This window comes from Nonomuraea sp. NPDC052634 (assembly GCF_040678535.1).
Taxonomy (GTDB): domain Bacteria; phylum Actinomycetota; class Actinomycetes; order Streptosporangiales; family Streptosporangiaceae; genus Nonomuraea; species Nonomuraea fastidiosa.
This window is the reverse complement of the sequence record NZ_JBFATY010000009.1, coordinates 184,260-210,314: the sequence shown is the minus strand read 5'-3', so window position 1 is coordinate 210,314 and position 26,055 is coordinate 184,260. Positions and strand designations below refer to the sequence as shown.

Annotated in this window: 28 protein-coding genes; 10 read left to right on the top strand and 18 right to left on the bottom strand. The window is 72.4% G+C overall.

What is annotated here, in order from left to right; all coding sequences use genetic code 11:
- Positions 1-132: 132 nt before the first annotated feature.
- The 8 genes from AB0K67_RS31435 to AB0K67_RS31400 all read right to left on the bottom strand — a co-directional run bounded on the left by AB0K67_RS31435 (position 133) and on the right by AB0K67_RS31400 (position 6,574).
- Positions 133-891, bottom strand: a complete 759-nt coding sequence (locus tag AB0K67_RS31435) for an SGNH/GDSL hydrolase family protein (protein WP_364067518.1) — start codon at positions 889-891, stop codon at positions 133-135.
- Positions 888-1,322 carry a type II 3-dehydroquinate dehydratase gene (gene aroQ / locus AB0K67_RS31430; protein WP_364067516.1) on the bottom strand — a complete coding sequence of 145 codons (435 nt, stop codon included), beginning with the start codon at positions 1,320-1,322 and terminating at the stop codon, positions 888-890. Before aroQ ends, AB0K67_RS31435 begins: the two co-directional genes overlap by 4 nt.
- A complete protein-coding gene (aroB, locus tag AB0K67_RS31425) occupies positions 1,319-2,389 on the bottom strand; it encodes a 3-dehydroquinate synthase (protein WP_364067514.1) in 1,071 nt (356 codons plus the stop codon). Before aroB ends, aroQ begins: the two co-directional genes overlap by 4 nt.
- Positions 2,386-2,889 carry a shikimate kinase gene (locus tag AB0K67_RS31420; RefSeq protein ID WP_364067512.1) on the bottom strand — a complete coding sequence of 168 codons (504 nt, stop codon included), beginning with the start codon at positions 2,887-2,889 and terminating at the stop codon, positions 2,386-2,388. Before AB0K67_RS31420 ends, aroB begins: the two co-directional genes overlap by 4 nt.
- On the bottom strand, positions 2,886-4,067 hold the full coding sequence (gene aroC / locus AB0K67_RS31415) for a chorismate synthase (protein WP_364067510.1): 1,182 nt from the start codon (positions 4,065-4,067) through the stop codon (positions 2,886-2,888). The genes AB0K67_RS31420 and aroC overlap by 4 nt, the downstream gene beginning before the upstream one ends.
- Positions 4,068-4,111: 44 nt before the next feature.
- Positions 4,112-4,693, bottom strand: coding sequence for an A24 family peptidase (locus AB0K67_RS31410; protein WP_364067508.1), 582 nt, complete (start codon positions 4,691-4,693; stop codon positions 4,112-4,114).
- Between the two features lie 185 nt (positions 4,694-4,878).
- The gene (locus AB0K67_RS31405; protein WP_364067506.1) at positions 4,879-5,427 is read right to left on the bottom strand and encodes an SseB family protein; all 549 of its coding nucleotides are present in this window, start codon (positions 5,425-5,427) and stop codon (positions 4,879-4,881) included.
- 55 nt (positions 5,428-5,482) lie between these two features.
- Positions 5,483-6,574 (bottom strand): ring-opening amidohydrolase, encoded by a 1,092-nt coding sequence (locus tag AB0K67_RS31400; RefSeq protein WP_364067504.1) that lies wholly within the window; start codon positions 6,572-6,574, stop codon positions 5,483-5,485.
- A 91-nt stretch (positions 6,575-6,665) separates the two neighbouring features.
- Here AB0K67_RS31400 and AB0K67_RS31395 point away from each other — a divergent pair, with 91 nt between their 5' ends.
- Together AB0K67_RS31395 and AB0K67_RS31390 are read left to right on the top strand one after the other, a co-directional pair.
- Positions 6,666-7,046, top strand: coding sequence for an alpha/beta hydrolase (locus AB0K67_RS31395; RefSeq protein ID WP_364067502.1), 381 nt, complete (start codon positions 6,666-6,668; stop codon positions 7,044-7,046).
- A gap of 75 nt (positions 7,047-7,121) precedes the next feature.
- Complete coding sequence (locus AB0K67_RS31390) at positions 7,122-8,216, top strand: FUSC family protein (RefSeq protein WP_364067500.1); 1,095 nt, start codon at positions 7,122-7,124, stop codon at positions 8,214-8,216.
- A 28-nt stretch (positions 8,217-8,244) separates the two neighbouring features.
- Here AB0K67_RS31390 and AB0K67_RS31385 read toward each other — a convergent pair whose 3' ends face one another.
- On the bottom strand, positions 8,245-9,411 hold the full coding sequence (locus AB0K67_RS31385) for a pyridoxal phosphate-dependent aminotransferase (protein WP_364067498.1): 1,167 nt from the start codon (positions 9,409-9,411) through the stop codon (positions 8,245-8,247).
- 25 nt (positions 9,412-9,436) lie between these two features.
- Here AB0K67_RS31385 and AB0K67_RS31380 point away from each other — a divergent pair, with 25 nt between their 5' ends.
- Genes AB0K67_RS31380 through AB0K67_RS31360 form a run of 5 tightly spaced genes read left to right on the top strand, consistent with a single transcriptional unit; the run spans position 9,437 to position 13,620 of the window.
- Entirely contained in the window at positions 9,437-11,083 is a 1,647-nt protein-coding gene (locus AB0K67_RS31380) for a hypothetical protein (protein WP_364067496.1), read from the top strand.
- Positions 11,080-12,000, top strand: a complete 921-nt coding sequence (locus tag AB0K67_RS31375) for a DUF418 domain-containing protein (RefSeq protein WP_364067494.1) — start codon at positions 11,080-11,082, stop codon at positions 11,998-12,000. Before AB0K67_RS31380 ends, AB0K67_RS31375 begins: the two co-directional genes overlap by 4 nt.
- On the top strand, positions 11,960-12,736 hold the full coding sequence (locus tag AB0K67_RS31370; protein ID WP_364067492.1) for a carbon-nitrogen hydrolase family protein: 777 nt from the start codon (positions 11,960-11,962) through the stop codon (positions 12,734-12,736). Before AB0K67_RS31375 ends, AB0K67_RS31370 begins: the two co-directional genes overlap by 41 nt.
- Positions 12,737-12,781: 45 nt before the next feature.
- Positions 12,782-13,228, top strand: coding sequence for a hypothetical protein (locus AB0K67_RS31365; RefSeq protein WP_364067490.1), 447 nt, complete (start codon positions 12,782-12,784; stop codon positions 13,226-13,228).
- The gene (locus tag AB0K67_RS31360; RefSeq protein ID WP_364067488.1) at positions 13,225-13,620 is read left to right on the top strand and encodes a hypothetical protein; all 396 of its coding nucleotides are present in this window, start codon (positions 13,225-13,227) and stop codon (positions 13,618-13,620) included. The genes AB0K67_RS31365 and AB0K67_RS31360 overlap by 4 nt, the downstream gene beginning before the upstream one ends.
- 114 nt (positions 13,621-13,734) lie before the next feature.
- Here AB0K67_RS31360 and AB0K67_RS31355 read toward each other — a convergent pair whose 3' ends face one another.
- The gene (locus AB0K67_RS31355) at positions 13,735-15,219 is read right to left on the bottom strand and encodes a carboxyl transferase domain-containing protein (RefSeq protein WP_364067486.1); all 1,485 of its coding nucleotides are present in this window, start codon (positions 15,217-15,219) and stop codon (positions 13,735-13,737) included.
- A 74-nt stretch (positions 15,220-15,293) separates the two neighbouring features.
- Positions 15,294-16,451, bottom strand: a complete 1,158-nt coding sequence (locus AB0K67_RS31350; RefSeq protein WP_364067484.1) for a CoA transferase — start codon at positions 16,449-16,451, stop codon at positions 15,294-15,296.
- An 80-nt stretch (positions 16,452-16,531) separates the two neighbouring features.
- Between AB0K67_RS31350 and AB0K67_RS31345 the strand changes: the two genes are divergently transcribed.
- The gene (locus AB0K67_RS31345) at positions 16,532-17,062 is read left to right on the top strand and encodes a hypothetical protein (protein WP_364067482.1); all 531 of its coding nucleotides are present in this window, start codon (positions 16,532-16,534) and stop codon (positions 17,060-17,062) included.
- On the opposite strand, the gene AB0K67_RS31340 is transcribed toward AB0K67_RS31345, so the two are convergent.
- On the bottom strand, positions 17,063-17,728 hold the full coding sequence (locus AB0K67_RS31340; protein WP_364067480.1) for a histidine phosphatase family protein: 666 nt from the start codon (positions 17,726-17,728) through the stop codon (positions 17,063-17,065).
- Between the two features lie 65 nt (positions 17,729-17,793).
- On the opposite strand from AB0K67_RS31340, the gene AB0K67_RS31335 reads away from it, so the two are divergent.
- Entirely contained in the window at positions 17,794-18,654 is an 861-nt protein-coding gene (locus tag AB0K67_RS31335) for an NAD(P)-dependent oxidoreductase (protein ID WP_364067478.1), read from the top strand.
- A gap of 37 nt (positions 18,655-18,691) precedes the next feature.
- On the opposite strand, the gene AB0K67_RS31330 is transcribed toward AB0K67_RS31335, so the two are convergent.
- From AB0K67_RS31330 to AB0K67_RS31320, 3 genes are read right to left on the bottom strand one after another with little or no spacing between them, the layout of a single operon-like run.
- Positions 18,692-20,500, bottom strand: a complete 1,809-nt coding sequence (locus AB0K67_RS31330; RefSeq protein ID WP_364067476.1) for a hydantoinase B/oxoprolinase family protein — start codon at positions 20,498-20,500, stop codon at positions 18,692-18,694.
- On the bottom strand, positions 20,493-22,493 hold the full coding sequence (locus AB0K67_RS31325; RefSeq protein ID WP_364067474.1) for a hydantoinase/oxoprolinase family protein: 2,001 nt from the start codon (positions 22,491-22,493) through the stop codon (positions 20,493-20,495). Before AB0K67_RS31325 ends, AB0K67_RS31330 begins: the two co-directional genes overlap by 8 nt.
- Before the next feature lie 7 nt (positions 22,494-22,500).
- Positions 22,501-22,872 (bottom strand): hypothetical protein, encoded by a 372-nt coding sequence (locus AB0K67_RS31320; protein WP_364067472.1) that lies wholly within the window; start codon positions 22,870-22,872, stop codon positions 22,501-22,503.
- Between the two features lie 77 nt (positions 22,873-22,949).
- Between AB0K67_RS31320 and AB0K67_RS31315 the strand changes: the two genes are divergently transcribed.
- Positions 22,950-23,609 carry a thymidine kinase gene (locus tag AB0K67_RS31315; protein ID WP_364067471.1) on the top strand — a complete coding sequence of 220 codons (660 nt, stop codon included), beginning with the start codon at positions 22,950-22,952 and terminating at the stop codon, positions 23,607-23,609.
- A gap of 57 nt (positions 23,610-23,666) precedes the next feature.
- On the opposite strand, the gene AB0K67_RS31310 is transcribed toward AB0K67_RS31315, so the two are convergent.
- The 3 genes from AB0K67_RS31310 to AB0K67_RS31300 are packed head-to-tail and all read right to left on the bottom strand — an operon-like array spanning position 23,667 to position 26,039.
- Positions 23,667-24,335, bottom strand: coding sequence for a DsbA family oxidoreductase (locus tag AB0K67_RS31310; RefSeq protein ID WP_364067469.1), 669 nt, complete (start codon positions 24,333-24,335; stop codon positions 23,667-23,669).
- A 39-nt stretch (positions 24,336-24,374) separates the two neighbouring features.
- Complete coding sequence (locus AB0K67_RS31305) at positions 24,375-25,271, bottom strand: hypothetical protein (RefSeq protein ID WP_364067467.1); 897 nt, start codon at positions 25,269-25,271, stop codon at positions 24,375-24,377.
- Between the two features lie 57 nt (positions 25,272-25,328).
- The gene (locus AB0K67_RS31300) at positions 25,329-26,039 is read right to left on the bottom strand and encodes a carbon monoxide dehydrogenase subunit G (RefSeq protein WP_364067465.1); all 711 of its coding nucleotides are present in this window, start codon (positions 26,037-26,039) and stop codon (positions 25,329-25,331) included.
- Between the last annotated feature and the right edge of the window lie 16 nt (positions 26,040-26,055).

Genomic DNA, 26,055 nt, shown 5'->3' with positions numbered 1-26,055 from the left:
GCGAACCGCTCAGGGAACCATGGCGGCTGGGACTGCGGGACGGGCGGCTGATCGTCCTGGACGACAGGCCCGAGACCGTCGGGGCCTGGCTGTCCTGGAGGCTGTCCTACAGCGCGCCGCCCGGCCGAGCGATCAGGCCCAGGGGGCGAGCTCGGGGCGCTTCGGCGAGAGGCCGTCGCCGGAGGAGACGCCGCGGATCCGGCGCGACACCCACGGCACCAGGTGCTCCTTGATCCATTGGGCGTCCTCGCGCCGCCGGGTGCGGGGATCGACGGTGCGCGGCGGCCACTCCTTGCGCCAGTCCTCCTCGAACGGCACGCCCAGCACGTCGAGCACGCGGGCGGCCACCAGCCGGTGACCGTCCTCGTTCATGTGCAGCCGGTCGGCGCTCCAGGCCCGCCAGTCGCGTAGCCCCTGCATGGACCACTGGTCGACGAGCTTGCAGCCGTACAGGTCGGCGATGGAGCGCAGGTGCAGGTAGTAGATGGCGAACTTGCCGCGCAGGCGGCGCATGATGGGCGTGTCACGCGGGTCCACCCCGGTGAACAGCAGCACGTCGGCCCCGCCGGAGCGCAGGTCGCGCACGGCCCGCGCGAGCGTCTTGGCCATCACGTCGGGGTCGCTGCCCGGCCTGAGCAGGTCGTTGCCTCCGGCGCAGAAGCTGACCAGGTCGGGCGCCATGTCGACGGCCGGCGGCACCTGCTCGGCCACGACCTGGTCGAGGAGCTTGCCGCGGACGGCGAGGTTGGCGTAGCGGAAGGAGGGGTCATCGGCGGCGAGCCGCTCGGCCACCCGGTCGGCCCAGCCACGGTAGTGCCCGTCCGGACCGGGATCGTTCAGTCCTTCTGTGAAGCTGTCGCCGAGCGCGACGAAGGACTTGTAGTGCCTCATGAGGTGGTGATCATCTCCGCGATAGCGTGCAGCGCAAGGACGTATGACTGTAGTCCGAAGCCGGCGATCGTGCCCGTCGCCACCCCGGCCACGACGGAGGTATGGCGAAACTCTTCCCTCGCCGCGGGGTTGGAGATGTGAACCTCGATGAGCGGGGCGGTGCGCTGGGCGATGGCGTCCTTGAGCGCGTAGGAGTAGTGGGTGAACGCGGCGGGGTTGAGCACCACCGGGATGCGGCCGTCGCACGCCTCGTGGATCCAGCCGATCATCTCGGCCTCGTCGTCCGTCTGGCGCACCTCGACGTGGTGGCCGAGCTTGCGGCCGGTGTCGCGGCAGAGGGCGGCGAGGTCCTCCAGAGTCTCGGAGCCGTAGACGTCGGGCTCGCGGACGCCGAGCCGGCCCAGGTTGGGGCCGTTGAGGACGAGGATCATGCGGAGATCTCCTTGTAGGCGGCTTCGAGCAGCTCTTCCGCGGGGTCTTCGAGGCGGCCGGGCCTGGCCAGGTCGTCGAGCACGACGAACCGCTGCTTGGCGCCGCGGTTCTTCTTGTCGAGCCGCATGTGGTCGCGCAGCCGCGGCCAGGCGTCGGCGCGGTGGCTGATCGGCAGGCCCACGGAGGTGAGGATGGAGCGGGTGCGGTCGACGACGTCGGCGCGGCCGGACAGCCTGGACAGCTCGGCGGCGTAGACCATGCCGATGGCGACGGCCTCGCCGTGGCGGATCGTGTAGTGCTCGTCGCGCTCGATGGCGTGGGCGAGCGTGTGGCCGTAGTTGAGGATCTCACGCAACCCGGCCTCGCGCAGGTCGGCGCCCACGACGTCGGCCTTGACCCGGATCTTGCGCTCGATCAGCTCGCGGGTGTGCGGGCCGTCGGGGCGGGTGGCGGCCTCGGGGTCGGACTCGACGAGCCGCAGGATCTCGGGGTCGGCGATGAAGCCGCCCTTGATGATCTCGGCGAGGCCCGCGACGTAGTCGGCCTTGGGCAGCCCGGCCAGCGTGGACAGCTCGCACAGCACGCCGGCGGGCGGCAGGAAGGTGCCGACGAGGTTCTTACCCTCGGCGGTGTCGATGCCGTTCTTGCCGCCGACGGCGGCGTCGACCATGGCGAGCAGCGTGGTGGGCACGAGCACCACCTGGACGCCGCGCAGCCACGTGGCGGCCACGAACCCGGCGAGGTCGGTGGTCGCGCCCCCGCCGACGCCCACCACGGCGTCGGAGCGGGTCACGCCGTGGCGGCCCAGCTCGGACCAGAGCCGCGCGGCCACCTCGACGGTCTTGCACTGCTCGCCGTCGGGCACGGTCAGCTCGGCCACCTCGTAGCCGGCGCCTTCGAGCGCCTCGCGGACCGGCCTGGTGATCTCGGGCAGCGTCTCGGGCGCGATGACGGCGACGGTGCGCACGCCGGGCTTGAGCAGCGTGGTCAGCTCGGCGAGCACGCCGGTGCCGACGACGACGTCGTACGGGCTGTCGCCCCGCACGTGGATCCTGGTGGCGCTCACCCGGGCAGCCCCTTCATGATCTCGTCGGCCAGCTCTTCGGGCTCCCGCTTGTCGGTCACCACGGTCATCTTGGCCAGCCGCTCGTAGATGGGCCGGCGCTCCTCCATCAGCGCCTTGAGCCTGCTGCGCGGGTTGAGCACCAGCAGCGGGCGGGCGCTGGCCAGGCCGACCCGCTGGACCGCGTCGGCCAGCCCGACCTGGAGGTAGACGACGTGGTGTCCCTCAAGCAGGGCCTGCGTCTCCTCGTGCAGCACGGCGCCGCCGCCGAGCGACAGGACGCCGTCGTGCTCGGCCAGCGCGCGGCGCACGGCCTCGTGTTCGAGCTCGCGGAAGCGCTCCTCGCCGTCCTCGACGAAGATGTCGGAGACGGGCTTGCCCGCCACCGCCTCGACGTCGGCGTCGGTGTCGCGGAACCCGACGCCGAGCCGCTCGGCGAGCAGCCGCCCGAGCGTGGTCTTGCCGGATCCCGGAGGCCCGATGAGCACGGCCTTGGCTGTCATTTGATCACCATAGAAGAGAGGTAGCCGGACAGGTTGCGGGCGACTTCCTCGACGGAGTCGCCGCCGAACTTCTCGAGCGCCGCGTCGGCCAGCACCAGCGCGACCATCGCCTCGGCCACGACGCCGGCCGCGGGCACGGCGCACACGTCGGAGCGCTCGTGGTGGGCCTTGGCCGCCTCGCCGGTCTTGACGTCGATCGTGGCCAGCGCCCTCGGCACCGTGGAGATGGGCTTCATGGCGGCGCTGACCCGCAGGATCTCGCCGTTGGTCATGCCGCCTTCGACGCCGCCCGCGCGGTTGGTGATGCGGCGCACGCCGTCTTCGGTGCTGTATTCGATCTCGTCGTGGGCGCGGGAGCCGGGCCTGCGCGCGGTCTCGAAGCCGTCGCCGACCGCGACGCCCTTGATCGCCTGGATGCCCATGAGCGCGCCGGCCAGCCGGGAGTCGAGCCTGCGGTCCCAGTGGGTGTAGCTGCCGAGGCCGGGCGGCAGGCCGTAGGCGAGGACCTCGACGACGCCGCCGAGCGTGTCGCCGTCTTTGTGCGCCTTATCGATGACGGCGACCATGGCGGCGCTGCCCTCGGGGTCGGCGCACCTGACCGGGTCGGCGTCGATCCTGGCGAGGTCGCCGGGGCCGGGCAGCGTCTCGGCCGGGGTGCGGGCGCCGCCGATCTCGGTGACGTGGCTGACGATGTCGACGCCGAGCGCCTGCTTGAGGAAGCGCCGCGCAACCTCGCCGAGCGCGACGCGGGCGGCGGTCTCACGGGCGCTCGCCCGGTCGAGGACGTTGCGGGCGTCGTCGAAGCCGTACTTCTGCATGCCGGCCAGGTCGGCGTGGCCGGGGCGCGGGCGGGACCTGGGGGCGTTGCGCGCCAGGCCCTCGATCTCGGCGGGGTCGACGGGGTCGGCCGCCATGACCTTCTCCCACTTGGGCCACTCGGTGTTGCCGACGCGGATGGCGACGGGGCTGCCCATGGTGCGGCCGTGGCGTACGCCTCCGACGATCGTCACCTTGTCCTGCTCGAACTTCATCCGCGCGCCGCGGCCATAGCCGAGCCTGCGGCGGCGCAGGGCCTCGTCGATGTCGGCCGTGGTCACCTCGACCCCGGCCGGCAGGCCCTCGAGGATCGCGACGAGTTCGGGCCCGTGGGACTCTCCGGCGGTCAACCAGCGCAACATGCGTACAAGTCTTCCACGTGCCACCGAGTGGGATGTCCCTCCGCTCACCCAGCGAGACAGAGTGTCGTGAACGCGCCGAGCAGCATGAAGGGGCCGAAGGGGAACTGGGTGTCCCGGGTGCCGCGCCGGGACAGCAGGAGGAACAGGGCGTACAGGGCGCCGAACACCTGCCCGGCGAGTGCCGCCGCGGCGACCGCGGGCCAGCCCAGCGGGCCGCACGCCATGCCGATGAGCCCGGCGAGCTTGACGTCGCCGAACCCCATCGCCTCCGGCCTGACCAGCCACAGCACGCCGTAGACCGCGATGAGCGCGGCACCGCCGGCCAGCGCGGCCGGCAGCTCTCCCGCCGGAAGGAGCGCGAGCGCCATGATCGGGTACGCCGGCAGCGTGATCGCGTCGGGCAGCGTGTACGTGCGCCAGTCGATGACGGCCAGGGCGGTGCCGATGACGGCGAAGCACGCGTACGCGGGACCGGCCCGCCACGCGATCACGGTCACCAGGGCCGCGGCGGCCAGCTCGATCACCAGGGGGCCCGGTGCCGGCGCGTGGCCGTCGTCGTAGGTGCCGGCCAGCGCCCTGATCCGGGCGCCGCAGATCAGGCCGATCGCCGCCATGAGTGCGAGCACGCCGCAGAACCTAGCCCGCTCCCCGCCCTCCCGCGGCCGATGCGCGCAACGGGTATGGCGCGGCGAGCGGCCCGCCCGGCCGGATCACATCCCGCGCGGTCAGCGGCCCGCCCGCCCGGATCACATCCCGCGCGGTCGGCGGCCCGCCCGGCTGCTTCGCGCGGATCACGCCCCAGGGCCGCGGGTCAGCGGCTCTTTCTGGAGAACCACCGCCGCTTGGGCTTGGCCGGTGCCGGGCCGGGGGCGACCCTGGCCACGGTGACCCCGCTCAGCTCGCTCACCGTGCCGGACTCGACGGCGGCCAGCGCGGCGAGCACGTCGCCCTCGATCACGAACTGCACGGGACCCGCGACGTCCACCACGACCGCCGCCGCCTGCTCCTGCACGGCGGCCTTGCAGACCTGCAGCGTGGTGGCCTGGATGGGGCGGGCGTCGGGCCGCCAGCGGGTCAGCGACTCCGTGCCGGTGAACGCGAGCACCGCCTGCCTGCCGTCCTTGCCGACGAGCTTGGGCAGCGCCATCTCGCTCTCCTTCTCCTGCCGCAGCCCGTGGGCGCCGACCTCGGTCTCGGTCAGCAGCGCGACCACGGGGACCAGCAGGCGGGCCGTGCTGAGCGCGTTGAGCACCTCAGCGGGGCCGCCGGTGCCCGCGTCGTAGGCGGCCAGTGCGGCGGTCACGGCGGGGGCGGCGGAGCCGTCGTCGTGCGGGTCGAGTGGTTGCGGGATGTTCGGCACAACGTACGAGCCTATCCGGCGCCCGCCCCGCTCCCGCCGGAAGACCGGCCGGGTGCTAGCCCAGGTCGGCGATGGCCGCGACCGGGCCGCCGCCCGACGGCCCCTGGTGCACGGCCGCCACCGACACGAACACCGCGGGATCCCCGGTCACCGAGGCCGCGACACCGCCGACGGCGGCCTTGATCTGCCGATGCCAGTGCACGTCGGAGTCGTCCAGCATGATGTTGCGCCGCCCGCGCACCCGCCCCGACGGGTCGGCCTCGCACTTCATGAAGACGTTCACCAGCCGGCCCTTCAGATCGGACGGGTGGGGGCGTTCGGGCAGCGGGATGCCGGAGTCCCTGATGGCCTCCCAGATGCCGTCGGCGTCGAGCGCGTCCTTCATGACGCTGTGGCCGATGCGGTAGCGCCCGCCGATCCCGCGTACGTTGCCGACCAGCACGATCTGCGCCCGGTCGAGCTCGACGCCGGACGAGCAGGAGGCAACCGAGGAGTACAGCGACAGGTCCGTGTGGATCTGGTCCTCGCGGGGCATCTCGATCTCGCCGAGCGCGACCGCGATGCCGAGCGCGGCGGTGGAGTTGGACAGGTCCATCGAGGGGCCGGTCTCCTCGATGGCGGTGGTCTGCCCGCGGCTCTTGGCGTCGCTGATCGTCGCGAGCGTGAGCAGCGGCGTCTTGGTCTGTACGTAGTGCACGTCGCGCGGGTCGTCGATGCCGGCGATCTTCATGGCCTCGCGTACGCCCGCCGCGACCTTCTCCACCATGGCCGGGCGGCCGATGTCCTCGGGCAGGATGACCTCGCTCATGGCCACGCCGACCGACAGCCGCGGCTCGTCCGTCGCGGGGGCGTCCGCCGTGGTGGCGAAGATGGTCGCGTGCGGGCTGAGCACGCCGTCGGTGCCGCCCGACCACACCAGCGGCACGCTCTCCGGCGCCGGATGCCCGTTTTCGGCCAGCACCTCGCGGAAGGCGCGGTCGGCCAGGATGCGCGTGTAGTCGTTGACGCCGCCGTTGCCCTCGGTCTTGCCGATGACGGCGAGCACGCGTGCGGCCTCGATCACGCCGTCGTCGATGAGGCGTGACAGGCCGGAGGCGTCGGTGACGCTCTCGATCGGCACCTTGCGCACTTCGATCGGTTCCGGCATGCGTTGCCCTCCTCCTGCCCGGTTTCCGCTGACGCTACCGAGCCGGCCAGCGGGGTTCATGGTCAATGTGTGCCCACGTAGACCGGCGGTGATGTCAACCTGCGCTCATCGCCGCCGTCGCCACGTCATCGTCCCCGATCTGCGCGGGCACGGCGGGAGCGACCATCCGATCACCGGACGGCCGCCCATCGAGGAGGACGGTCCCGCGCCGTTCGACTGGCGGATGATGCACGAGACCGAACGCCGGCTCATCGATCCCGACCCCGCCTGGGTGGCCGGGCTGGGCACGATCAAGGCGCCCACGCTGGTGCTGTCCGGCGGCGCGGCGAGCCCGCTCGACGCGGCGGACATCGCCGGGCGCATCCCGGGAGCACGGTTGGTCACGATCGAGGCGGGGCATCTGATCCACGTGGGAGCGCGCGAGGAGTTCCTGCGGGCGGTCGACGCGTTCCTCGACGAGTCCACCATGTGACCCCATCCACAATAAAAGGGGTTATATGGTGCAAACTTGACCTTGATGTCACAAAGATCCGCCATTGTAGATGGGGTGCGTACCAGGCTCAGCGACCTCGTCAAGGAACGGCTGGGCACGTTCGCCCTGACGGCGCCCTCCATCGCGCAATGCGCGGTCGGCTCGGGCATCGCCTGGCTCATCGCCATCGAGCTGCTCGGCCACCCCCGGCCCTTCTTCGCCCCGATCTCCGTACTGATCTGCATCGGCGTCGGGCTCGGGCAGCGGCTGCGGCGGCTGGTGGAGCTGGTCGTCGGGGTGAGCCTCGGCGTCGGCGTGGGCGACCTGCTGGTGTCCTGGATCGGCTCGGGCGCCTGGCAGCTCGCGCTGGTCGTGGCGCTGGCGATGACGGTGGCGGTGCTGCTCAACAGCGGGGCGCTGTTCGTCGCGCAGGCGGGCTCGTCTGCGGTGCTGGTCGCCACGCTGCTGCCGGGCGAGAACGTGGGCGGGCTCGACCGGATGCTCGACGCCCTCACCGGCGGCATCGTCGGCATCGCGGCGGTGGCGCTGATGCCCGCGAGCCCGTTCTCGATCGCGGCCAAACACCTGTCGGGGGTGCTCGACGCGCTGTCCACCGTGATGGAGCGCGCCGCCGAGGCGATCGAGAAGCGCGACGTGGAGCTGGCGGCCGAGGCGCTGGAGGAGGCCCGTACGACGCAGGCCGCCGTCGCCGAGTTCGAGGCCGCGCTGGAGACCAGCAAGGAGATCGCCATGATCTCCCCGCTGCACTGGCACCGGCGCGCCCGGCTGGCCCGGTACGAGACCGCCGCCATGCCGGTCGACCTGGCGCTGCGCAACACCCGGGTGCTGGTCAGGCGGACGCTGGCGTCGCTCGGCGAGGCGAGCCCGCCTCCGGCGGCGCTGGCCGAGGCGATGCGCGAGGTGTCGGAGGCGGCGCTGCTGCTGCAGCTCGAGCTGGGCGCGGGACGTGAGCCCTCGCTGGCCCGCCACGCGCTGCTCGCGGTGGCCGCCAGGGAACGCCCGAAGGGCCTGGGCTTCTCCGCGCACGTCATCATCGCCCAGCTGCGCTCGGTCGTGGTGGACCTGCTGCAGGCGACCGGCATGGAGCACGAGGAGGCCACGGCGGCGCTGACCCCGCTGGACGAGGCGAGCAAGGGCGAGCGCCGCTAGAAGCGCGCGGCCGGACCGCGACGCCCGCTCAGGCCGACAGGCGCTTCAGGCGGGAGACCGCCTCGTCGATGACCTCCTCCTTCTTGCAGAAGGCGAAACGGACGAAGTGGCGGCCGCGCTCGGGGCGGTCGTAGAAGACCTGCGTGGGGATCGCGACCACGCCGGCCAGCTCGGGCAGGCGGCGGGTCAGCTCAAGGCCGTCCTCGAAGCCCAGCGGCCGGATGTCGGTCTGGACGAAGTACGTGCCGGCGGGCCGCAGCACCGAGAACCCGGCCGCCGCCAGCCCCTCCATGAGGCGGTCGCGCTTGTCCTGGAGCCCGGAGGCGAGCGCCTTCACCCACTCCATCTCGTGGCGCAGCCCGTACGCGACCGCGAGCTGCCACGGCGCGCTCGCGGTGAAGGTGAGGAACTGCTTGACCGTCGAGACCGCCGTGACCAGGGCGGGCGGCGCGCAGACCCAGCCGGTCTTCCAGCCGGTGACCGAGAACGTCTTGCCCGCCGAGGAGATCATCACCGTGCGCTCGCGCATGCCGGGCAGCGTCGCGATCGGGATGTGCTCGACGCCGTCGAACGTGAGGTGCTCGTACACCTCGTCGGTGATGGCGATCAGGTCGCGCTCGCGGCACAGCTCGGCGATGACGGTCAGCTCGTCGCGGGTGAAGACGGTGCCGGTGGGATTGTGCGGGGAGTTGACCAGGATCGCGCGGGTGCGCGGCGTGACGGCGGCGCGCAGCTCGCCGGGGTCGAAGGTGAAGCGGCCCTCGACCGGGCGCATGGTGACGGGGACCAGCCTGGCCTGCGCCAGCGCGATGGATGCGGCGTAGGAGTCGTAGTAGGGCTCGAAGACGACCACCTCGTCGCCGGGCTCGCAGAGCGCGAGCACGCTCGCCGCCACCGCCTCCGTGGCGCCCACCGTGACGAGGACCTCGCTCACCGGGTCGTAGGTGAGCCCGTAGTGCGCCGAACGGTGCTCGCTGACCGCCTGCCGCAGCTCCAGCACGCCGGGTCCCGGCGGGTACTGGTTGGCGCCCGCCCCGATCGCCTGCACCGCGCGGTCGAGCATCGCCGCCGGGCCGTCGGTGTCGGGGAAGCCCTGCCCGAGGTTGATCGATCCGGTCTGTACGGCGAGCGCGCTCATCTCAGCGAAAATCGTCGTGCCGAAGGCGCGCATCCTGGCAACAAGTGGTTCGGTCACGGCTCCACACTATTAGTCTCGTGCCGTGTTCATTCGGGTCGTGCTCGCCCTCGCCCTGTCCGCGCCTCCCTCGGCGACACCGGCCCAGGCCGATCCGAGTCCCTGCCCGGTCCCCGTGCCCGCCCGCACGGTCTGCGGCTTCCTCGAGGTGCCCGAGCGCAGGGAGGCCCCCAGGCGCACGATCAAGGTGGCGTACGCGGTGCGCCATTCGCTCGCCCGCGACCGCAAGCCCGACCCGGTGGTGTTCATGGGCGGCGGGCCGGGCGCGCCGTCGATGCGGCACCTGGAGCGGCTGACCCGCGTGTTCCCCGACCGTGACGTGGTGACGGTCGAGCAGCGCGGCGGCGCGTGGTCGCGGCCCGCGCTGGCCTGTCCCGAGACGGCGCAGGCGCTGCTCGGGCGGTTGCGCGAGCCGCCGTCCGACGTGGGCGCCGCCGCCGCGCGCTGCCGCGACCGGCTCGCCGGGCAGGGCGTCGATCTGCGCGGCTACCGTACGGGCGAGATCGTGGCCGACGTGGTCGCGCTGCGCTCCAAGCTCGGCTACGAGACCTGGAACCTGCTCGGCACCGGCTACTCCGCCCGCGTCATGGCGGCCGTGGCCGCCGCCGATCCGGCGGGGACGCGGTCGGTGGTGCTCGGCTCGTACCCGCCGCCTGGCGACGGTGCGGACGACCCGGCCGCCGTCATGGCCGGGCTGGGGGCGCGCGACGCCTTCGAGCGGGCGGTCGCCCGGCTGAACGCCCGCCCGGCGCGGGTGAGCGCGGTGGACCCGCTGCTCGGCAGGGAGTTCACGGCCCGGGTGCGCGGCGACGACCTGGCCGCGCTGCTCGGCGTGGCGCTGCGCGACGCGGGGACGGCCGCGGTGGCGCCCGCGCTGGTGAGCGCCCTGGCCGAGGGCGACGACGCGCTGCTGCGCCCGCTCGTGGAGCGGCTCGGCGACGAGCTCGCGGCGCGCGAGGCCGGACTGTATCACGCCGTACGCTGCCAGGACGGCCGCCCGCCCGCCGCGTCCCGCCTCTTCACCGTCGCCGCCGACAAGGCGGTGTGCGACGCCTGGAACCTCTCCGAAGCCCCCGAGCCCGCCGCGCTGTCCACGGCCACGCTCAAAGCGCCCGTCTACGTCCTGGCCGGCCGCCGCGACCCGGCCGCTTCCCCGGTCACCCTGCTCGGCGCCCGAGTCGACAGGTCTCACTCCGTCCTCGCCGCCGACGACTGCGCCCGGCGCAAGGTAGCCGCGTTCGTGGCCGACCCGGCGGCGCCGCCGTCCGGCCCCTGCCCCGAGGCGCGGCCGGTGGAGCTGCGCGTGACGGCAGCCCCGTACGAGATCGCGAAGACGCCGTGGCTGGCCGTGCCGTTCGCGCTGTTCGCCGCGGCCTGCCTGATCCAGCTCGTCACGGCCGCGCTGAAGGGCCTCGCGCTGCCCGCGTTCGGCGGGCTGTCGGGGCTGGCGTTCGCGGGGCTGACCGGCCAGGCCGTGTGGGAACTGGCCGCAAGCAACGCCAGCGCCCTGACCGTCGGCGTGCCGGCGATCACCGAGTGGTACGCCTGGCTCGCGGTCGTCTCCGTGGTGCTCACTCTGGCGGCGCTTTTGCACAACCGGAGGTGGCCACAGATCACCGCGGCCGCCATCGGCGCGGGATTCCTCGTATGGTGGTTCACCTGGGTCCTGTGACGCGCATCCGTGAGCTCGACGCCCTACGCGGCTTCGCGGTGGGCGGCATCATGCTGGTCAACACCTGGCAGCACACCCACAAGGAGCCGCGCGTCCCGCTCGACTGGACGATCGAGACCCTGTTCCAGAGCCGCTTCTACCCCATCTTCTCGATGCTGTTCGGCATCAGCTTCCTGCTGTTCCTGCGCGGCAACAGCAGGTGGGCGCTGCTGAGCCGGCTGTTCTGGCTGTTGTGCATCGGCAAGGTGCAGCACGCCTTCTACGAGGGCGAGGTGCTGACCGACTACGCCTTCTACGGCGCGCTGGTGCTGCTGCCCGCCTCGTTCCTGCCGGGCGGGCTGCCGGTGCTGCTGCTCGGCGTCATCGTCACCATCTGGGGGCTGATGGTGGGCGGCGGCGTGCTGCTGATCCCCGGGCTGTTCCTGCTCGGCATGGCGCTGTGGCGGCTGCGGCCGCCGCGCGAGCTGCTGCTGCCGGGGTTCGCGGTCACGGCGCTCGCGACCGCGCTGCTGACGGCCGCCGGGCGGGCCACCGGCGACGGCGCCGTCTACAACGTGGCCGCGATCACGGGCGCGGCGGCGTACTCGCTGGGCCTGCTGCTCGTGCTGCGCCCCCGCCTGTCGGCGGTGCTGGAGCCGCTCGGCAAGATGGCGCTGACCAACTACGTCACCGGCACCGCCGTGATCGTGCTCGCCGTGCCGCTGCTCAACGCCGACCCGACCCGCTGGTCCGTGCCCGCCCTTGCGGCGGTGACGCTGGTCGTCCAGGCGCTGTTCAGCCGGTGGTGGCTCGGGCGGTTCCGGTACGGGCCCCTGGAGTGGATCTGGCGCTGCCTCACCTACTTCCGTCCCGTGCCGAACCGGCTAGAGTCAAGCCGTGACGACCATCGCCCTCTGCCAGATCCAGGTGTCCCCTGACCCGTCTGCCAATCTCAAGAGGGCCAGGGAGGCGATCGCCGCCGCCGAAGGCGCCGACCTTGCGATCTTCCCCGAGGCCACGCTCACCCGCTACGGGCGGCGCATCACGAGCCTCGCCGAGCCGCTCGACGGCCCCTTCGTGTCCGGGCTCGCCGAGTCGGCCCGCGCCCACGGCATCGCGGTGATCGCCGGCACGTTCGAGACCGGCGAAGACCGCGTGCGCAACACCGCCGTGGCCATCGACGCCCAGGGCGCGATCGCGGCGGCGTACCGGAAGATCCACCTGTTCGACTCGTTCGGCGCGAAGGAGTCCGACCTGGTCGAGCCGGGCACCGAGCCCGTCGTCGCCGAGCTCGCCGGGCTCAAGGTGGGCCTGATCACCTGCTACGACGTGCGCTTCCCCGAGCTGGCCAGGGCGCTGGTCGACAAGGGCGCCGAGCTGTTCGCGGTGATCGCCGCCTGGGGCTCGGGGCCGCTCAAGGAGGACCACTGGATCACCCTGGTCAGGGCTCGGGCGCTGGAGAACACCATGTGGACCGCCGCCGTCGGCCAGGCGCCCAACCCCGCCGAGTCGTCCGACGGCTACGGCGTGGGCCGCAGCATGCTGGTCGATCCGCTCGGCGTGGTCCGCGCCGACATGGGCACCGGGCCCGGCGTACGCCTCGTCGAGATCGACCACGAGTTCACGACGACCGCCCGCGCCACCCTGCCGTGTCTCGAACATCGCGTTCTGTAGCGGGGAGTGGCCCATCCGGGGGTCAAGCGATCGTAAAGTAGACCCGTGAGTGGAACGCAGATGCAGAAGGTCGTCCCGCCGCGTCTGCTCGTGCCCTACCTGTCGGGCAAGCGCACGGTCATCTCGGGCTACGTCTATCGCGTCCAGGACTGCGTCAGGCTGACCACCCCCGAGGCGCTGTTCTACGGGCTCGATCTGTCCTTCGACGGCTCCGAGCTGTTCGCCGAGGTGCCCGAGCTCTACGTCATGCGCTGGTACGCCCGCGACGTCGACAACTACCAGGTGCCCTACGGGCCCCACATGGGCGGCGACTGGAGCGACGCGCCACCGTTCGCGGGCAACGGGTTCACCACCTCGTCCGAGCACGTCGTGCCGCAGTTCCACACCATCCCCATGCCGATACCGGCAGGGGCGCAGATCGTCCACGTCACCGCCGAGGGCGAGCGGCCCTTCGCCGAGTACGACGGGCTGACCTGGCGGCCCGCCGCATGAGCGTCGAGACCACGCCGATCGCCTCGGGCTTCGTCGCCCGCTTCGGCGAGCACACGCTGCCCGCGGCGCTCGGCCCCGACAGCGACCAGGTGGTGCTGTTCAGCGAGACCGAGCTGGAGGGCTTCGAGCCCGCCTCCGGCTACTGGCGGCGGACGGTGCCGCGCTCCCAGGTGGAGTCGCTGGTGCTCATCCGCACCGTCGGCGCGTTCGGCGGCGAGCCGTGCATCGTGCTCGACGAGGACGACGACGGCCTGCACATCGCCTACACCGGCCACAGCGGGATGAAGGCCGAGGCGCTGGGCTACTGGATGGTCGATCACGGGGCGTACGAGGTCGTCGTGCCCCGCGAAGAGGTCACCTCCATCCGCATCGAACGCATCCCGGTGCCCTAGCGGGCTGCGGCGGGCCGGAGTCGCGGTGCCCTCCGCGCACACCGGCACGCCGGAGGCGCGATGACCGGCGCGGGCCTGCGCGCCGGTCGGAGGCCGGCCGGGCCGGGTGGCGGGTCAGCGGAGGTGGCGGTAGCGGGCGTGGCGGGCGGCCAGCCGCTCCTCCTTGCCCTGCCGCAGCAGGTGCGCGATCTCGTACTCCAGCGCCCGCCCCACCCGCTCGCAGAACTGGCGCGGCTCGTACGCGGCGTCGGGTAGCTCGGGCACGACCCGGTCCACGATGCCGTCGCTGCGCAGGTCGGTGGCGCGGATGCGCTGCGCCTGGGCGATCTCGGGGGCGAAGTCGACCGAGCGGTAGAGGATGGCGGATGCGCCCTCGGGCGGCAGCGGCGACAGCCAGGCGTGCTGGGCGCAGAGCACCCGGTCGGCGGGCAGCAGCGCCAGCGCGGCCCCGCCCGCGCCCTCGCCGAGCAGCAGGCAGACCGTGGGCGCCTCGAGCGTCACCATGTCGGCCAGGCAGCGCGCGATCTCGGCGGCCAGCCCGCCCTCCTCGGCCGCCTTCGACAGGTCGGCCCCCGCGGTGTCGATCACGGTGACGAGCGGCAGGCCCAGCTCGGCCGCGAGGCGCATGCCGCGCCTGGCCACCCGCAGCCCGGCCGGGCCGAGCGGCGCGTTGGTGCGCTGGAAGCGCCGGTCCTGGCCGAGCACCACGGCCGGCGCGGTGCCGAACCTGGCCAGCGCGAGCAGCAGCCCCGGCTCGTTCTCGCCCTCGCCGGTGCCGCTGAGCGGGGTGACGTCGGTGGCGGCGAGCTTGAGCAGCGCGCGTACGCCGGGACGGTCGTCGCGCCGGGACCGGGTGATGGCCTCCCACGCCTCGACCGGCCGCAGGTCCTCCTCGGGCGGCTCGCCCGCGACCACGCCCGAGCCGTCGTCGGCCAGCACGGACAGCGCCCTGATCGCCACCTCCCTGGCCTCCTCCGCCGACACGACGGCGTCCAGCAGGCCCTTGCGGTGGAGGTTCTCGGCGACCTGCACGCCCTCGGGAAAGGGGTAGCCGTGCAGCGACTCGAACACCCGCGGCCCCAGGAACCCGATCAGTGCCCCAGGCTCGGCGGCCGTGACGTGCCCGAGCGACCCCGACGACGCGAACACGCCGCCGGTCGTCGGATGCCGCAGATAGACCACGTACGGCAGACCGGCGGAGCGGTGCGCCTGAATCGCCGCGGTGATCTTCACCATCTGGACGAACGCGAGCGCGCCCTCCTGCATGCGCGTGCCGCCGGAGGCGGGCGCGGCGAGCAGCGGCAGCCGCTCGCGGGTGGCGCGCTCGACGGCGGTGACGAACCGCTCGGCCGCGGCCACCCCGATCGAGCCCGCCATGAACGAGAACTCGCACGCGACGACGGCCACCCTGCGGCCGCCGAGCAGCCCTTCGCCGGTGATCACGGCCTCGTCGTAGCCGGACTTGATGCGGGCCGCGGCCAGCTCGTCGGCGTAGGAGGAGCCTGGCTCGGCCGGATCGGCGGGCGGCACATCCCATGATTTCCACGACCCCCGGTCAAGGACCGTGTCAATCAGCGTGCGCGCGTCCGGTCGGCTCACTATCGCTCCCTAGATGTCTGCCAACGATGCAATGTTGACGCACGAGCGCCCCCGCCGGTGCCACCGATCGTCGCTCATCGTTCGCGCTCCTCGAGCCAGGCGAGCACGGAGGGGCCGTCCTGGCCGAGTGCGGGCGGGGCGGTGTGCGTCATCGGAGGCAGGCCGTCGAAGCGCAGCGGCGGTCCCGGCAGCTCGATGGGGCCGAGCACCGGGTGATCGACCTGGATGACCAGGCCCTGCGAACGTGTCTGCTCCCAGCCGTAGACCTCGTCGAGCGTCCTGATCGCGCCCGCGGGCACGCCGGCCGCGCTCAGCTCGGCCAGCCAGTGGTCGCGGTCGTGGGCGGCCAGCGCCTTCTCCATGTCGGCGATCAGCTCGTCGCGGTGCAGGAACCGGTCGCGGTTGGTGGCGTAGCGCGGCTGCTCGGGGTCGATGCCGAGGAGCGCGGCGACCTTGCGCCACTGGCTGTCGTTGCCCGCGGCGATCTGCAGCATGCCGTCGGCGCAGCGGAACGCGCCGTACGGGGTGATGGAGGCGTGATGGTTGCCGCTCGCCCTGGGCACCTGGCCGCCGACCGTCCACGCGGTGCCGTGGTAGGAGTGAACGCCGGTGACGGCGGCGAGCAGGGACGTGCGCACCACCCGGCCCTTGCCGGTGCGCTCGCGCTCAAAGAGCGCGGAGGCCACGCCGTACGCGCCGTGGATGCCGGCCAGCAGATCGGCGATGGACGCGCCGACGCGGTAGGGCTCATCGGGCGAAGGGCCGGTCAGCGACATCAGGCCGGCCTCGCCCTGGGCGATCTGGTCGTAGCCCGGGCGGCCGGCCTCGGGGCCGTCGTGGCCGAAGCCGGTGATCGACAGGATGACGAGGCGGGGGTTGAGCTCGTGCAGCCGCTCGACGGGGAAGCCGAGGCGGTCGAGCACTCCCGTACGGAAGTTCTCGATCAGGACGTCGCTCTGGCGGACGAGCCGCTTGATGAGCCGCTTGCCCTCATCGGACTTCAGATCGACGGCGATGGACTGCTTGTTGCGGTTGGCTGCCAGGAAGTAGGTGGAGATGTCGTGATCAGGCCCGACGAAGGGCGGCCCCCAGCCGCGTGACTCGTCGCCTCCGTCCGGATGCTCGACCTTGATCACCCGTGCTCCCAGGTCGCCGAGGAGCTGTGCGGCGTGCGGCCCGGCCAGGGCCCTGGACAGATCGAGCACGACGATGCCGCTGAGGGGTCCGAGCACGATCCCAACCTCCCACGCGCGTTATGGGGTGAATGAACATTCTCGCAGGCGTCCGCCCCTCTTCCTCTACCCTGATGGCGATGATCGATCTGGCTTCGCGCATCACCGGTCTGGCTCCGTCCTGCGGTCCCGTACGCCTGGTGGCGGTGGACGGGCCCGCGGGATCGGGCAAGACGACGTTCGCGGGACGGCTCGGGGCCGAGCTCGGCTGCCAGGTGATCCACAGCGACGACTTCCCCGTGCCGTGGGAGGAGGGGCCAGGCGGCTGGTTCCACCTGCTGGAGTCGCAGGTCCTGCGCCCGCTCCAGCACGGCCGGCCGGGCGGTTTCCGCAGGTACGACTGGGTGCGCGGGGCGTACGCCGAACAGGTGGCGGTGCCGCCGGCCCCGGCGCTGGTGATCGAAGGGGTCGGCACGGCGCGGGCCTCGGTGGCCGATCTGCTCGCCTACACCGTGTGGGTGGAGGCCGACGACGCCGAGCGGATGCGGCGGGTGCTGGAGCGCGACGGGCCCGAGCTGGAGCCGCGCTGGCGGGAGTGGTTCGCGGCCGAGCGCGAGTGGTTCGCCGCCGACCGTACGAAGGAGCGCGCCGATCTCGTCATCAGAACGTGATCACGACGCGAGGTGGGTGACGTCGTTGAAGCGGACCAGCTCGCCCGCCCGCCACACCGACACCGACCCGTTCAGCACCGGCGCGAACGCCAGCACCTCCGCGAGCTCCGTGTCGGGCCGCCCGCCGAGCACGTGGCGCAGCCCCAGCACCACGGAGTCGTGCGCGACGATCAGCAGCCGCCGCCCGTCGGCCCGCCCGCCCAGGTCGTCGGCGAGGAAGTCGCGGAGCCTGACCGTGACGTCGGCCAGCGACTCACCGCCCGGCGGGCGGTAGGCGTAGGGGCCTTCGGCCTCGCGCCGCGCCAGTTCGCCGGGGAAGCGCTCGCGCAGCGCGGCCAGGTTGAGCCCGGCGAACTCGCCCGGCTCCTGATCGCGCAGCCGGTCGTCCACGATGACGGGCGGGCGCGCGCCCCACTCCCGCCCGGCGATCTCCCAGGTGTCCAGCGCCCGCCGGTACGGCGAGCAGCACACCAGCTCGGGGGCTTCGTCCTCGGGCAGCGCGGCGAGCATCCCGCCGAGCGCCGCCGCCTGCGTACGGCCCAGCTCGGTCAGCGTCACCTCGTCGTCGCCGCGCTCGTAGACCAGCGGCCGGTCACCCGCGAGCCGGTAGGCGAGGTTGGCCTCGCTCTCGCCGTGACGCACGGCCATGATGCCGGACGGTCGCATGCCGCCATCTTCACACACGCCCCCCGGCCAAGTGAGTGATCATTTAATAGTCGTAGGATCACCATATGACTTCTGTTGCAGTTCTCGGAACGGGCATCATGGGGCTCCCCATGGCCCGCAATCTCGCCAAGGCCGGTCTGAAGGTCACGGTGTGGAACCGCACGCTCGACAAGGCCAGGCCCCTGGAGGCCGACGGCGCCACCGTGGCGGACTCGCCCGCGCGGGCGGTCGAAGGCGCCGATGTGATCGTCACTATGCTGAGCGACGGCGACGCGGTGCACGAGGCGATCACCGCCGCCGCGCCGGGGCTGCGGTCCGGCCAGGTGTGGGCGCAGATGAGCACGGTCGGCGTGGCGGGCGTCGAGCGGCTGGCGGCGCTGGCCGCGCAGCACGGGCTGACGTTCGTCGACGCGCCGGTGCAGGGCACCAAGCAGCCCGCCGAGCAGGGCGCGCTGATCATCCTCGCGGCCGGCCCCGAGCCCGCGAGGAAGACGCTGGAGCCGGTGTTCGGCGCGGTCGGCAAGCGTACGTTCTGGCTCGACGAGGACGGCGCGAGCGGCGCGGGCACCCGGCTCAAGCTGGCCACGGTCAGCGTCGCCGTCTCCACGACCGCCGTGGTGGCCGAGGCGCTCGCCCTGGCCAAGGGGCTCGGGATCGACCCCGAGCTGGTCCTCGACGTGATCGGCGGCGGGCCGCTGGACAGCCTGTACTTCCAGGCCAAGTCCAAGGCCATCCTGGCGGGCGACTTCGCGCCGGCGTTCTCGGTGCGCAACGCCGAGAAGGACACCCGGCTGATCACCGAGGCGGGCGAGGCCGCCGGGGTGCGGCTCGACGTGGTGGCCGCCGCCGGTGAGCGGTTCCGCCGCGCCGAGGCGCAGGGCCACGGCGACGAGGACATGGCGGCCACCTACTTCGCCAGCTTCTGAGCCGTCGCTGGAACGGCGGCCGCCCCCGTGGCGGGCGTCAGAGCTCGTCGACCTCGGCGTGGGTGCGGCCGCCTGCGAGCTTGGCGTAGCCGGGTCCCCGGTCGAAGAAGCGGTCGGCCGGGGGCCGCAGGCGGGCGCGCAGCTCGGCCGTCGCCTGCTCGTCGATGCGGTCGCCGTCGAGCACCACGCCGTAGTCGCCGAGTGCGCCCGCGATCGACACCTTGCCGTCGCGCACGTCCGCCGCCACCGCGCGCGGGTCGCGATCGTACGGCGAGCCCCAGCCGCCGCCTCCGGTGGTACGGATCCTGATCACCTCGCCGGCCTGTACGGGGTAGTCGTCGACGAGCCCCTCCATCTCCTTGCCGTTGATCTCGACGCGGAACGGCCGCCCGGCGAGCCCGCCGTTGACGCCCCAGCAGGACAGGATCGACCGGTCCGCGATCGACATGTACGAGGCGTTGCGCAGCATCCTGATGTGCTTGTCGTAGCCGAGCCCGCCCCTGAACATGCCGGGACCGCCGGAGTCGCAGGCGAGGCCGAGCCGTTCGACCCGCAGCGGCCAGCGGGCCTCGGCGAACTCGACGGGGATGTTGCGCGAGTCGGGCACGATGTGAATGGTGTCCTCGCCGTCGGCGTACCAGCGTCCGCCGGAGCCGCCGCCGAGCACCTCGCGCATCAGGTACGGCCGGCCCTCGTCGTCCACCCCGTACACGCCGGTGTAGCGGATGGTCTCCTGGTCGGCCGGCATGCGCCCGCCGGTGGCCTTGGCCAGCACGCCGGCGAGCACGCCGAGCAGGCGCAGGATGACGAAGGTGCGGGCGTTGGTGGGGGCGGGGAAGATCGGCGTGAGCAGGGTGCCCTTCTCGGGGAAGACCATCTTGATCAGCGGCACGACGCCCTCGTTGACGTCAAGCTCGGCCATGCGCTCCGGCGTGTCGGCGAGGTTGCGCAGCACGGGGGCGAGCCACTTCTTCAAAAAGACGCCGTCGGCGTAGTCGCCGGCGTGGTTGATGGGGCCCTTGGCCTGGGGCGAGGTGCCGGTGAAGTCGATGGTGAGCGGCGCCTGCGCGGAGTGGTCGACGGTGAGCGTGATGCGCTGGGCGTGCAGGCGCGGCTCGTCCACGCCGTCGTGCTCGGCGTAGTCCTCCCACACGTACGTGCCCTCGGGGATCTTCGACAGCAGTTCCCTGCGGAACGTCTCGGTGGTCTTGTCGATGATCGCGTCGAAGCACTCCTCGACGGCCTGCCTGCCGTAGCGTTCGAACAGCTCGGCGAGCCGCCGCGCGCCCATCAGGCAGGCCGAGCACTCGGCGTCGAGGTCGCCGGCCAGCGAGTCGGGCATGCGGGAGTTGCGGGTCATGATGCGCAGCGCGGCCTCGTTGGGCACGCCCTGGTCGCGCAGCTTGATCGGCGGCACCATCAGGCCCTCCTCGTAGACCGAGCGGGCGTGGGAGGGCATGGAGCCGGGCACCGAGCCGCCGATGTCGTCGTGGTGGCCGAACGCCTGCACGAACGCGACCACCTCGCCCTCGTGGAAGACGGGGACGGTGACGCACAGGTCGGGCAGGTGGCCGATGCCGCCTTCTGACAGGTAGACGTCGTTGTGGAAGTAGACGTCGCCGGGCTTCATCGTCTCGATGGGGAAGTCGCGGACGATGGGCTGGACGAGGGCGCTGTAGGAGCGTCCGGTGAGCTTGCGCAGCCGGACGTCGTGGATGCCGGCGCGGAAGTCGTGGGCGTCGCGGATCATCGGCGAGCGGGCCGTGCGCGCGATGGCGGTCTCGACCTCCTTCTCGACGGAGGCGAGCGTGCCCTCGACGATCTCCACCAGGATCGGATCAGTCACGACTTATCTCCACATTTCCGTATTCGTCGACCTTGGCGGTGAAGCCCGGGTGGATGGGGATCGTGGAGCCGTACTCCTCGATCACCGCCGGTCCGGTGACGGTCGCCCCGGGACCGAGCGCGGCGCGCTGGTGGATCGGGGTGTCGCGGGTCTCGTCGAAGTGCACGGGACGCACCGACGTGGCGCCCTGTCCCGGCCGCTCCAGGCGCGGGATGACCGGGCGGTCGATGGGGCCGGTGCCGGAGACGCGCAGGTTGACCCATTCGACGCCGTGGCGCGGGTCGTCGCGATAGGCGTAGCCGTACAGCTTCTCGTGGGCGTCGTGGAAGCGGGCGACGACCTCGGCGTGCCAGGACTCGTCGATCTCGCCCGCGGGGGCGGGCACCCGCACCTCGTACGCCTGGCCGTAGTAGCGCAGGTCGGCGCTGCGCTGGAAGATCGGCTCGGTGAAGCCCTCGCGGTCGAGCGCCTCGGCGGCCTGCAGCTCCAGGTCGTGGAAGATCTCGACGGCCTTGCCGAGCGAGAGGTCGCGGGTGACGTACGTGCGGACGTAGTCGTTCTTGACGTCCACGGACAGCAGCCCGAACGCCGAGACGTTGCCCGGGTCGCGGGGCACGAGGACCGACGGCAGGCCGAGGATGTCGATCAGCCGGCAGGCCAGCAGCGGCCCCGAGCCGCCGAAGGTCACCAGCGGGAAGTCCCGCACGTCGAGCCCCCGCTTGACGGTGAGCTGGCGGATGGCGTTGCTCTGGTTGAACGCGCTGATCTCCAGGATGCCGGTCGCGGTGCGCTCCGGTGTGAGCCCCAGCTTGGCGGCCAGCGACTCGATGCCGTGCCGTGCGGCGTCGACGTCGAGCGGGATCTCCCCGCCCAGCAGGTGCGGCGGGATGCGGCCGAGGAAGACGTGCGCGTCGGTGACCGTCACCTCGGTGCCGCCCCTGCCGTAGCAGATGGGGCCGGGGTCGGCGCCGGCCGAGCGGGGGCCGACCTTGAGCGTGCCCTCGGGCGAGATCCAGGCGATCGAGCCGCCGCCCGCCCCGACGGTGACGATGTCGATCATCGGGATCTTGCAGGGGTAGCGGCCGATCGTGCCCTCGGTGGTGATGGAGGGCTCGCCGTCGATCACCACGGCCACGTCGGTCGAGGTGCCACCGCCGTCGAGGGTGATCACCGAGTCGTGGCCGGCCGTGCGGGCGAGCAGCGCCGCGCCGAGCGCACCGGCCGCCGGGCCCGACAGGACGGTGGTGATGGGCTGGTTGACGACCTCGCGGGCCGACAGGATGCCGCCGTTGGACTTCATGACGGAGAACGACCTGCCGAGCCTGCTCGACAGGTTGGCCAGGTAGCTGCGCATGGCCGGCTTGACCGCGGCGTCGACGAGCGTGGTCACCGAGCGCTCGTACTCGCGGTATTCGCGCAGCACGTCGCTGGAGAGCGAGACCACCGCGCCGGGGTGCTCGCGGGCCAGCACGTCGCGCATACGCCGCTCGTGCTCGGGGTTGGCGTAGGAGTGCAGGAAGCAGACGCCGATCGCGTTGATCCCCTTGGCCCGGAACCAGCGGGCCACCTCGACGGCCTGCTCCTCGGAGAACGGCCGCACCTCCTCGCCCCGGTGGTCGAGCCGCCCGCCGACGGTCTTGACCAGGTGGACGGGGACGATCCTGGGCGGCTTGACCCAGAAGTAGGAGTTGCCGTAGCCGTCGGGCACGCTCTGCCTGGCGATCTCCAGGATGAACTCGAAGCCCTCCGTCGTGATGAACCCGAGGTTCTCGATGCGGTCTTCGAGGAGCCTGTTGGTGGCCACCGTGGTGCCGTGGACGATCGAGGAGACCTCCAGCGGACCCAGCTTGCCGACGCCGGCGAGGAATCCGTCGGCCGGGTTCGCGGGGGTCGAGGGGGTCTTGGTGGTGAGGATCTCACCGGTCCGCTCGTCCACCGCCACGACGTCGGTGAACGTGCCTCCGGTGTCCACTCCGATACGGACGCTACGCATGGGCTCCTCAGCTCCGGCGCCGGCCGAGCACTTCGTCTATGACTCGGGGCGCGTTCTCCGTGCCGACGTACGCGGCCAGGCGTACGACCATCTCCTGGGTTCTGGCCAGTTCGGCCTCCACCCTGGCCTTACCCGACTGACCTGCCTGAACGCCGAAATAAGCGCCGATGATGGTTCCGATCACCCCCGCCACGCCCGCGAACAGGGGAGCGAACTCGGCGCTGGCGAACACCGCCGCGCCGAAGGCCGCGAGGACCGCGACGATGCCCGCCACGACGACGAGGAAACCATAACGCCAGCGCTTGGCGTCGGCCTGGGCCGGGGTGAGATCGTCCTGCGTCATCATGGCGTCGAGCGAGGCTGGTTTGTCGGTGACCACTGATGTCCTCCTGTAACTCCAGGGGAGAAATGTCCCACGAGGTCATGGAACAAGCCAAGCCACTAAGCTGGCGGCCCGTGACTGATCTGTCTGCCTTGTCCCCCGCACCTGCGGGCGCCAGAGATGCCGTGCTCAAGTTCTACTTCGGGCCGATGGACTGCGGGAAGTCCACGCTGGCGCTGCAGATGAACTACAACCACGCACGGCAGGGCAGGCGGGGTCTGGTGCTGACCAAGCACGACCGCTCGGGCGGGCCCCGGGTGACCAGCAGGATCGGACTCGGCCGGGACGCGATCGAGGTGGAGGACGATCTCGACCTGGTGGCGCTCGTCACCTCGCACGACGAGCGCATCGACTATCTGATCTGCGACGAGGCCTGCTTCTACACCGTCGCGCAGATCGAGCAGCTCGCCGACCTGGTGGACGAGCACGGCGTGGACGTCTACGCGTTCGGGCTGGCCTCGGACTTCCGCTCGGTGATGTTCCCCGCGGCGCAGCGGCTGTTCGAGCTGGCCGACGAGGTGTGCCGGCTGCAGGTCGAGGTGCTGTGCTGGTGCGGGCGTCCTGGGCTGCTCAACGCCCGCGTCGTGGGCGGGGAGATGGTGCGCACGGGCGAGCAGGTCGTGATCGGCGACACCGCCGACGCGCCGGTGCGCTATCAGGTGCTCTGCCGCCGCCACCACCGTGCCGGCCAGCTCGGTGAGGGGTCTGGCTCGGAGTCGGGCTCCGCCGCCTGACGGCGGCTCTCGTACGAGCGGGACGGCACGGGGATCTGGCGGCTTGCCACCGGGCGGTCAGATGGCGCAGGCGCCGTCGGCGCACCCGTCGGCCGGGGCGGCGAGCTGGGTGATCGGGGTCTCCCCCACGCGCTCGGCCACCTCGTCGATGGCGGCGGCGAAGGCGTCTTCGGGCTGCGCGCCCGAGACCGCGTACTTGCCCTCGAAGAGGAAGAGCGGCACTCCGCTGATGCCCAGCGCGTGCGCCCTGGCGAGCTGCTCGCGCACCTCGTCGGCCCCTTCGCCGGTGTCGGTGACGCCGACCTCGGCCGCCAGCTCGGCCAGCACGGCGGCGTCGGCGACGTTGCGGCCCTCGGTGAAGTAGGCGCGGAACAGCCGATCGGCCATCTCCTCGCCGCGGCCCTGCTTGGTGGCGACGCTGATGAGCCGGTGCGCCTCGAACGTGCTGACGCTCATGGCGTCCTCGAAGCGCAGATCCAGGCCCTCTTCCGCGCCCACGCCCTTGACGCGTTCGACCATCTGCTTCGCCTGGGGACCGAACTTGCGCTCCATCATCGGGATCAGCGGCTGGCCCTCGGCCGTCGCGTTCGGGTCGAGCTGGAACGGGCGCATCGTCACCTCGATGGTGCCGCCCTTGGCACGGAACCGCTCGGCGGCCTTGTCGAACCGTGTGTGCCCGATGTAGCACCAGGGGCACGCGACATCTGAAAAGATCTCAACCTTCATGCCGGTGCAAACCGCGCGCGGGCCGCCAAGATTCCTCGCCTATCCGGCGGCCAGTTCCTCCAGCCGGTACGGCAGGTACGCCGAGTCGTCGACCAGCGCCGACGCCCCGCGCCACCAGCCGAACCACTCGCCGCTGCGCCACATCCAGTCGACCCGCTCGATGGCGGCCACCACGTCGCCGACCGTCTCCCACCGGTCGCCGAGCTGCTCGCGGGTGGCGCCATGGCGGACCGCCCAGGCCCGCAGGACGGCGGCGGCGGACTCGGGGACCCCGCGGGCGTACGGGTCGGGGCTCTCGCCCGGCAGGCGGTGCGGCCCGAGCCCGGCCGCGACGCCCCAGCTCCACTGGGCCTCGGCGGGCCGGGAGTAGCGCAGCGAGTGGAAGTCGAGGTTGGAGCCGAGCTCGTCGTCTGCGCGCCGGATGACGACCGCGTCGAGCCGGCCGCCCGCGTCGAAGTGGACGACGAGCCGCTGACCCGGCTTGACGCCGGGCGGCAGCGCGAAGCGGTCCTCGGCCTGCCAGGAGTTGAGATCGACCTGCGCGACCGGCGCGCCCCACAGCTCGTCTGCGGCGTCGTCGGCGATCCAGGCGGCGAGCATCTCCAGCGTGGTGAGATCGGTCCACGGCTCGATGGCCACGGCGGTGCGCACGACCTCGTCGGGCGGCGGCAGCTTCCCGCCGCGCGGCTTCTCCCACCAGGCCACGCCCAGCTCGCGGGTGCCGACGAGCAGCGCCGCGAGCGCGGCGAGCTCGGCGGAGCGCCGGGTGAGCGCGGCGCCGCGGGCGAGCTCGAGCGCGCGCTCGGTGCGCTCGTCGCCGAGCACGGGACGCACGTCGCCGATCAGCCGCTCGGCCGTCGGGTGCTCCTCGCCGAGCAGGCTGCGGACGATCCTCCTGGCCTCCGTACGTGCGTCTTCAGCGCGTGCCTGCCGCATACCAGCCACGCTACGCCGGGAGATCCTTTTCCGCGATAGTCGCGGAGGTCAGCACTGTCAGGCGCGGCGGCGGGTGCCCCGTCCCAGGAGCCAGCCCAGCGTCACCCCGGCCAGCGCCACGCCGGCCCCGGCGCCGAACGCGGCCAGCATCACCCACGGGCGGGTCTGGGTGCGCGGCTCGGCGGGCCGCTCGTAGACGGCGCCGGCGAGCGGCGCGCCGGAGGTGAGCGCACCCGTCCCTTGGGCGCCCGCGCCCGCGAGCGGCGCACCAGCCGCTACCGCTCCGGCCTCCGTGGCTCCGGCTTCCGCAGCAGGGACGGCGGCCGGGACCGGGGCGCGGAGGAGGTCTTCGACGGCGGTGAAGAACTCCTGCGCGGTGCGCTTGGCCACCGAGCCGAGCATGCGCTGACCGACGCCGCCGATCATGCCGCCGATGACCGCTTCGGCGTCGTAGTCCACCCTGGTGCCGCCGTCGGCCTCGCTGAGCCTGACCTGCACGGTGGCGTCCACGGTGCCGGGCGCGCCCTGCCCGCGCGCCTTGAGCGTGAAGCGCTCCGGCGGGACGGGGTCGGACAGCGCCACCTCGCCCTGGTAGACGCCCTTGACGGAGGCGACGCCCGCGTTGACCGTCATCCGGTACGTGTCAGGACCGCACTCCTCAAGCCGCTCGCACCCCGGGATGGTCCGCACCAGCACGGCGGGGTCGCGGAACGCCGCCCACAGCCGGTCCCTGTCCACCCCGATCACGACACTGCCCGCCACGTTCATGTCGCCACTCTAAGCA

Bases quoted from the DNA above. Each gene is read 5' to 3' on its own strand.
- AB0K67_RS31340 (WP_364067480.1), bottom strand. From the start codon at position 17,728: ATGCGACCGTCCGGCATCATGGCCGTGCGTCACGGCGAGAGCGAGGCC.
- AB0K67_RS31345 (WP_364067482.1), top strand. From the start codon at position 16,532: ATGATCGATCTGGCTTCGCGCATCACCGGTCTGGCTCCGTCCTGCGGT.
- aroC (WP_364067510.1), bottom strand. From the start codon at position 4,067: ATGTTGCGCTGGTTGACCGCCGGAGAGTCCCACGGGCCCGAACTCGTC.
- AB0K67_RS31395 (WP_364067502.1), top strand. From the start codon at position 6,666: ATGTCAACCTGCGCTCATCGCCGCCGTCGCCACGTCATCGTCCCCGAT.
- AB0K67_RS31420 (WP_364067512.1), bottom strand. From the start codon at position 2,889: ATGACAGCCAAGGCCGTGCTCATCGGGCCTCCGGGATCCGGCAAGACC.
- aroQ (WP_364067516.1), bottom strand. From the start codon at position 1,322: ATGATCCTCGTCCTCAACGGCCCCAACCTGGGCCGGCTCGGCGTCCGC.
- AB0K67_RS31360 (WP_364067488.1), top strand. From the start codon at position 13,225: ATGAGCGTCGAGACCACGCCGATCGCCTCGGGCTTCGTCGCCCGCTTC.
- AB0K67_RS31335 (WP_364067478.1), top strand. From the start codon at position 17,794: ATGACTTCTGTTGCAGTTCTCGGAACGGGCATCATGGGGCTCCCCATG.
- AB0K67_RS31435 (WP_364067518.1), bottom strand. From the start codon at position 891: ATGAGGCACTACAAGTCCTTCGTCGCGCTCGGCGACAGCTTCACAGAA.
- AB0K67_RS31300 (WP_364067465.1), bottom strand. From the start codon at position 26,039: ATGAACGTGGCGGGCAGTGTCGTGATCGGGGTGGACAGGGACCGGCTG.
- AB0K67_RS31400 (WP_364067504.1), bottom strand. From the start codon at position 6,574: ATGCCGGAACCGATCGAAGTGCGCAAGGTGCCGATCGAGAGCGTCACC.
- AB0K67_RS31305 (WP_364067467.1), bottom strand. From the start codon at position 25,271: ATGCGGCAGGCACGCGCTGAAGACGCACGTACGGAGGCCAGGAGGATC.
- AB0K67_RS31310 (WP_364067469.1), bottom strand. From the start codon at position 24,335: ATGAAGGTTGAGATCTTTTCAGATGTCGCGTGCCCCTGGTGCTACATC.
- AB0K67_RS31325 (WP_364067474.1), bottom strand. From the start codon at position 22,493: ATGCGTAGCGTCCGTATCGGAGTGGACACCGGAGGCACGTTCACCGAC.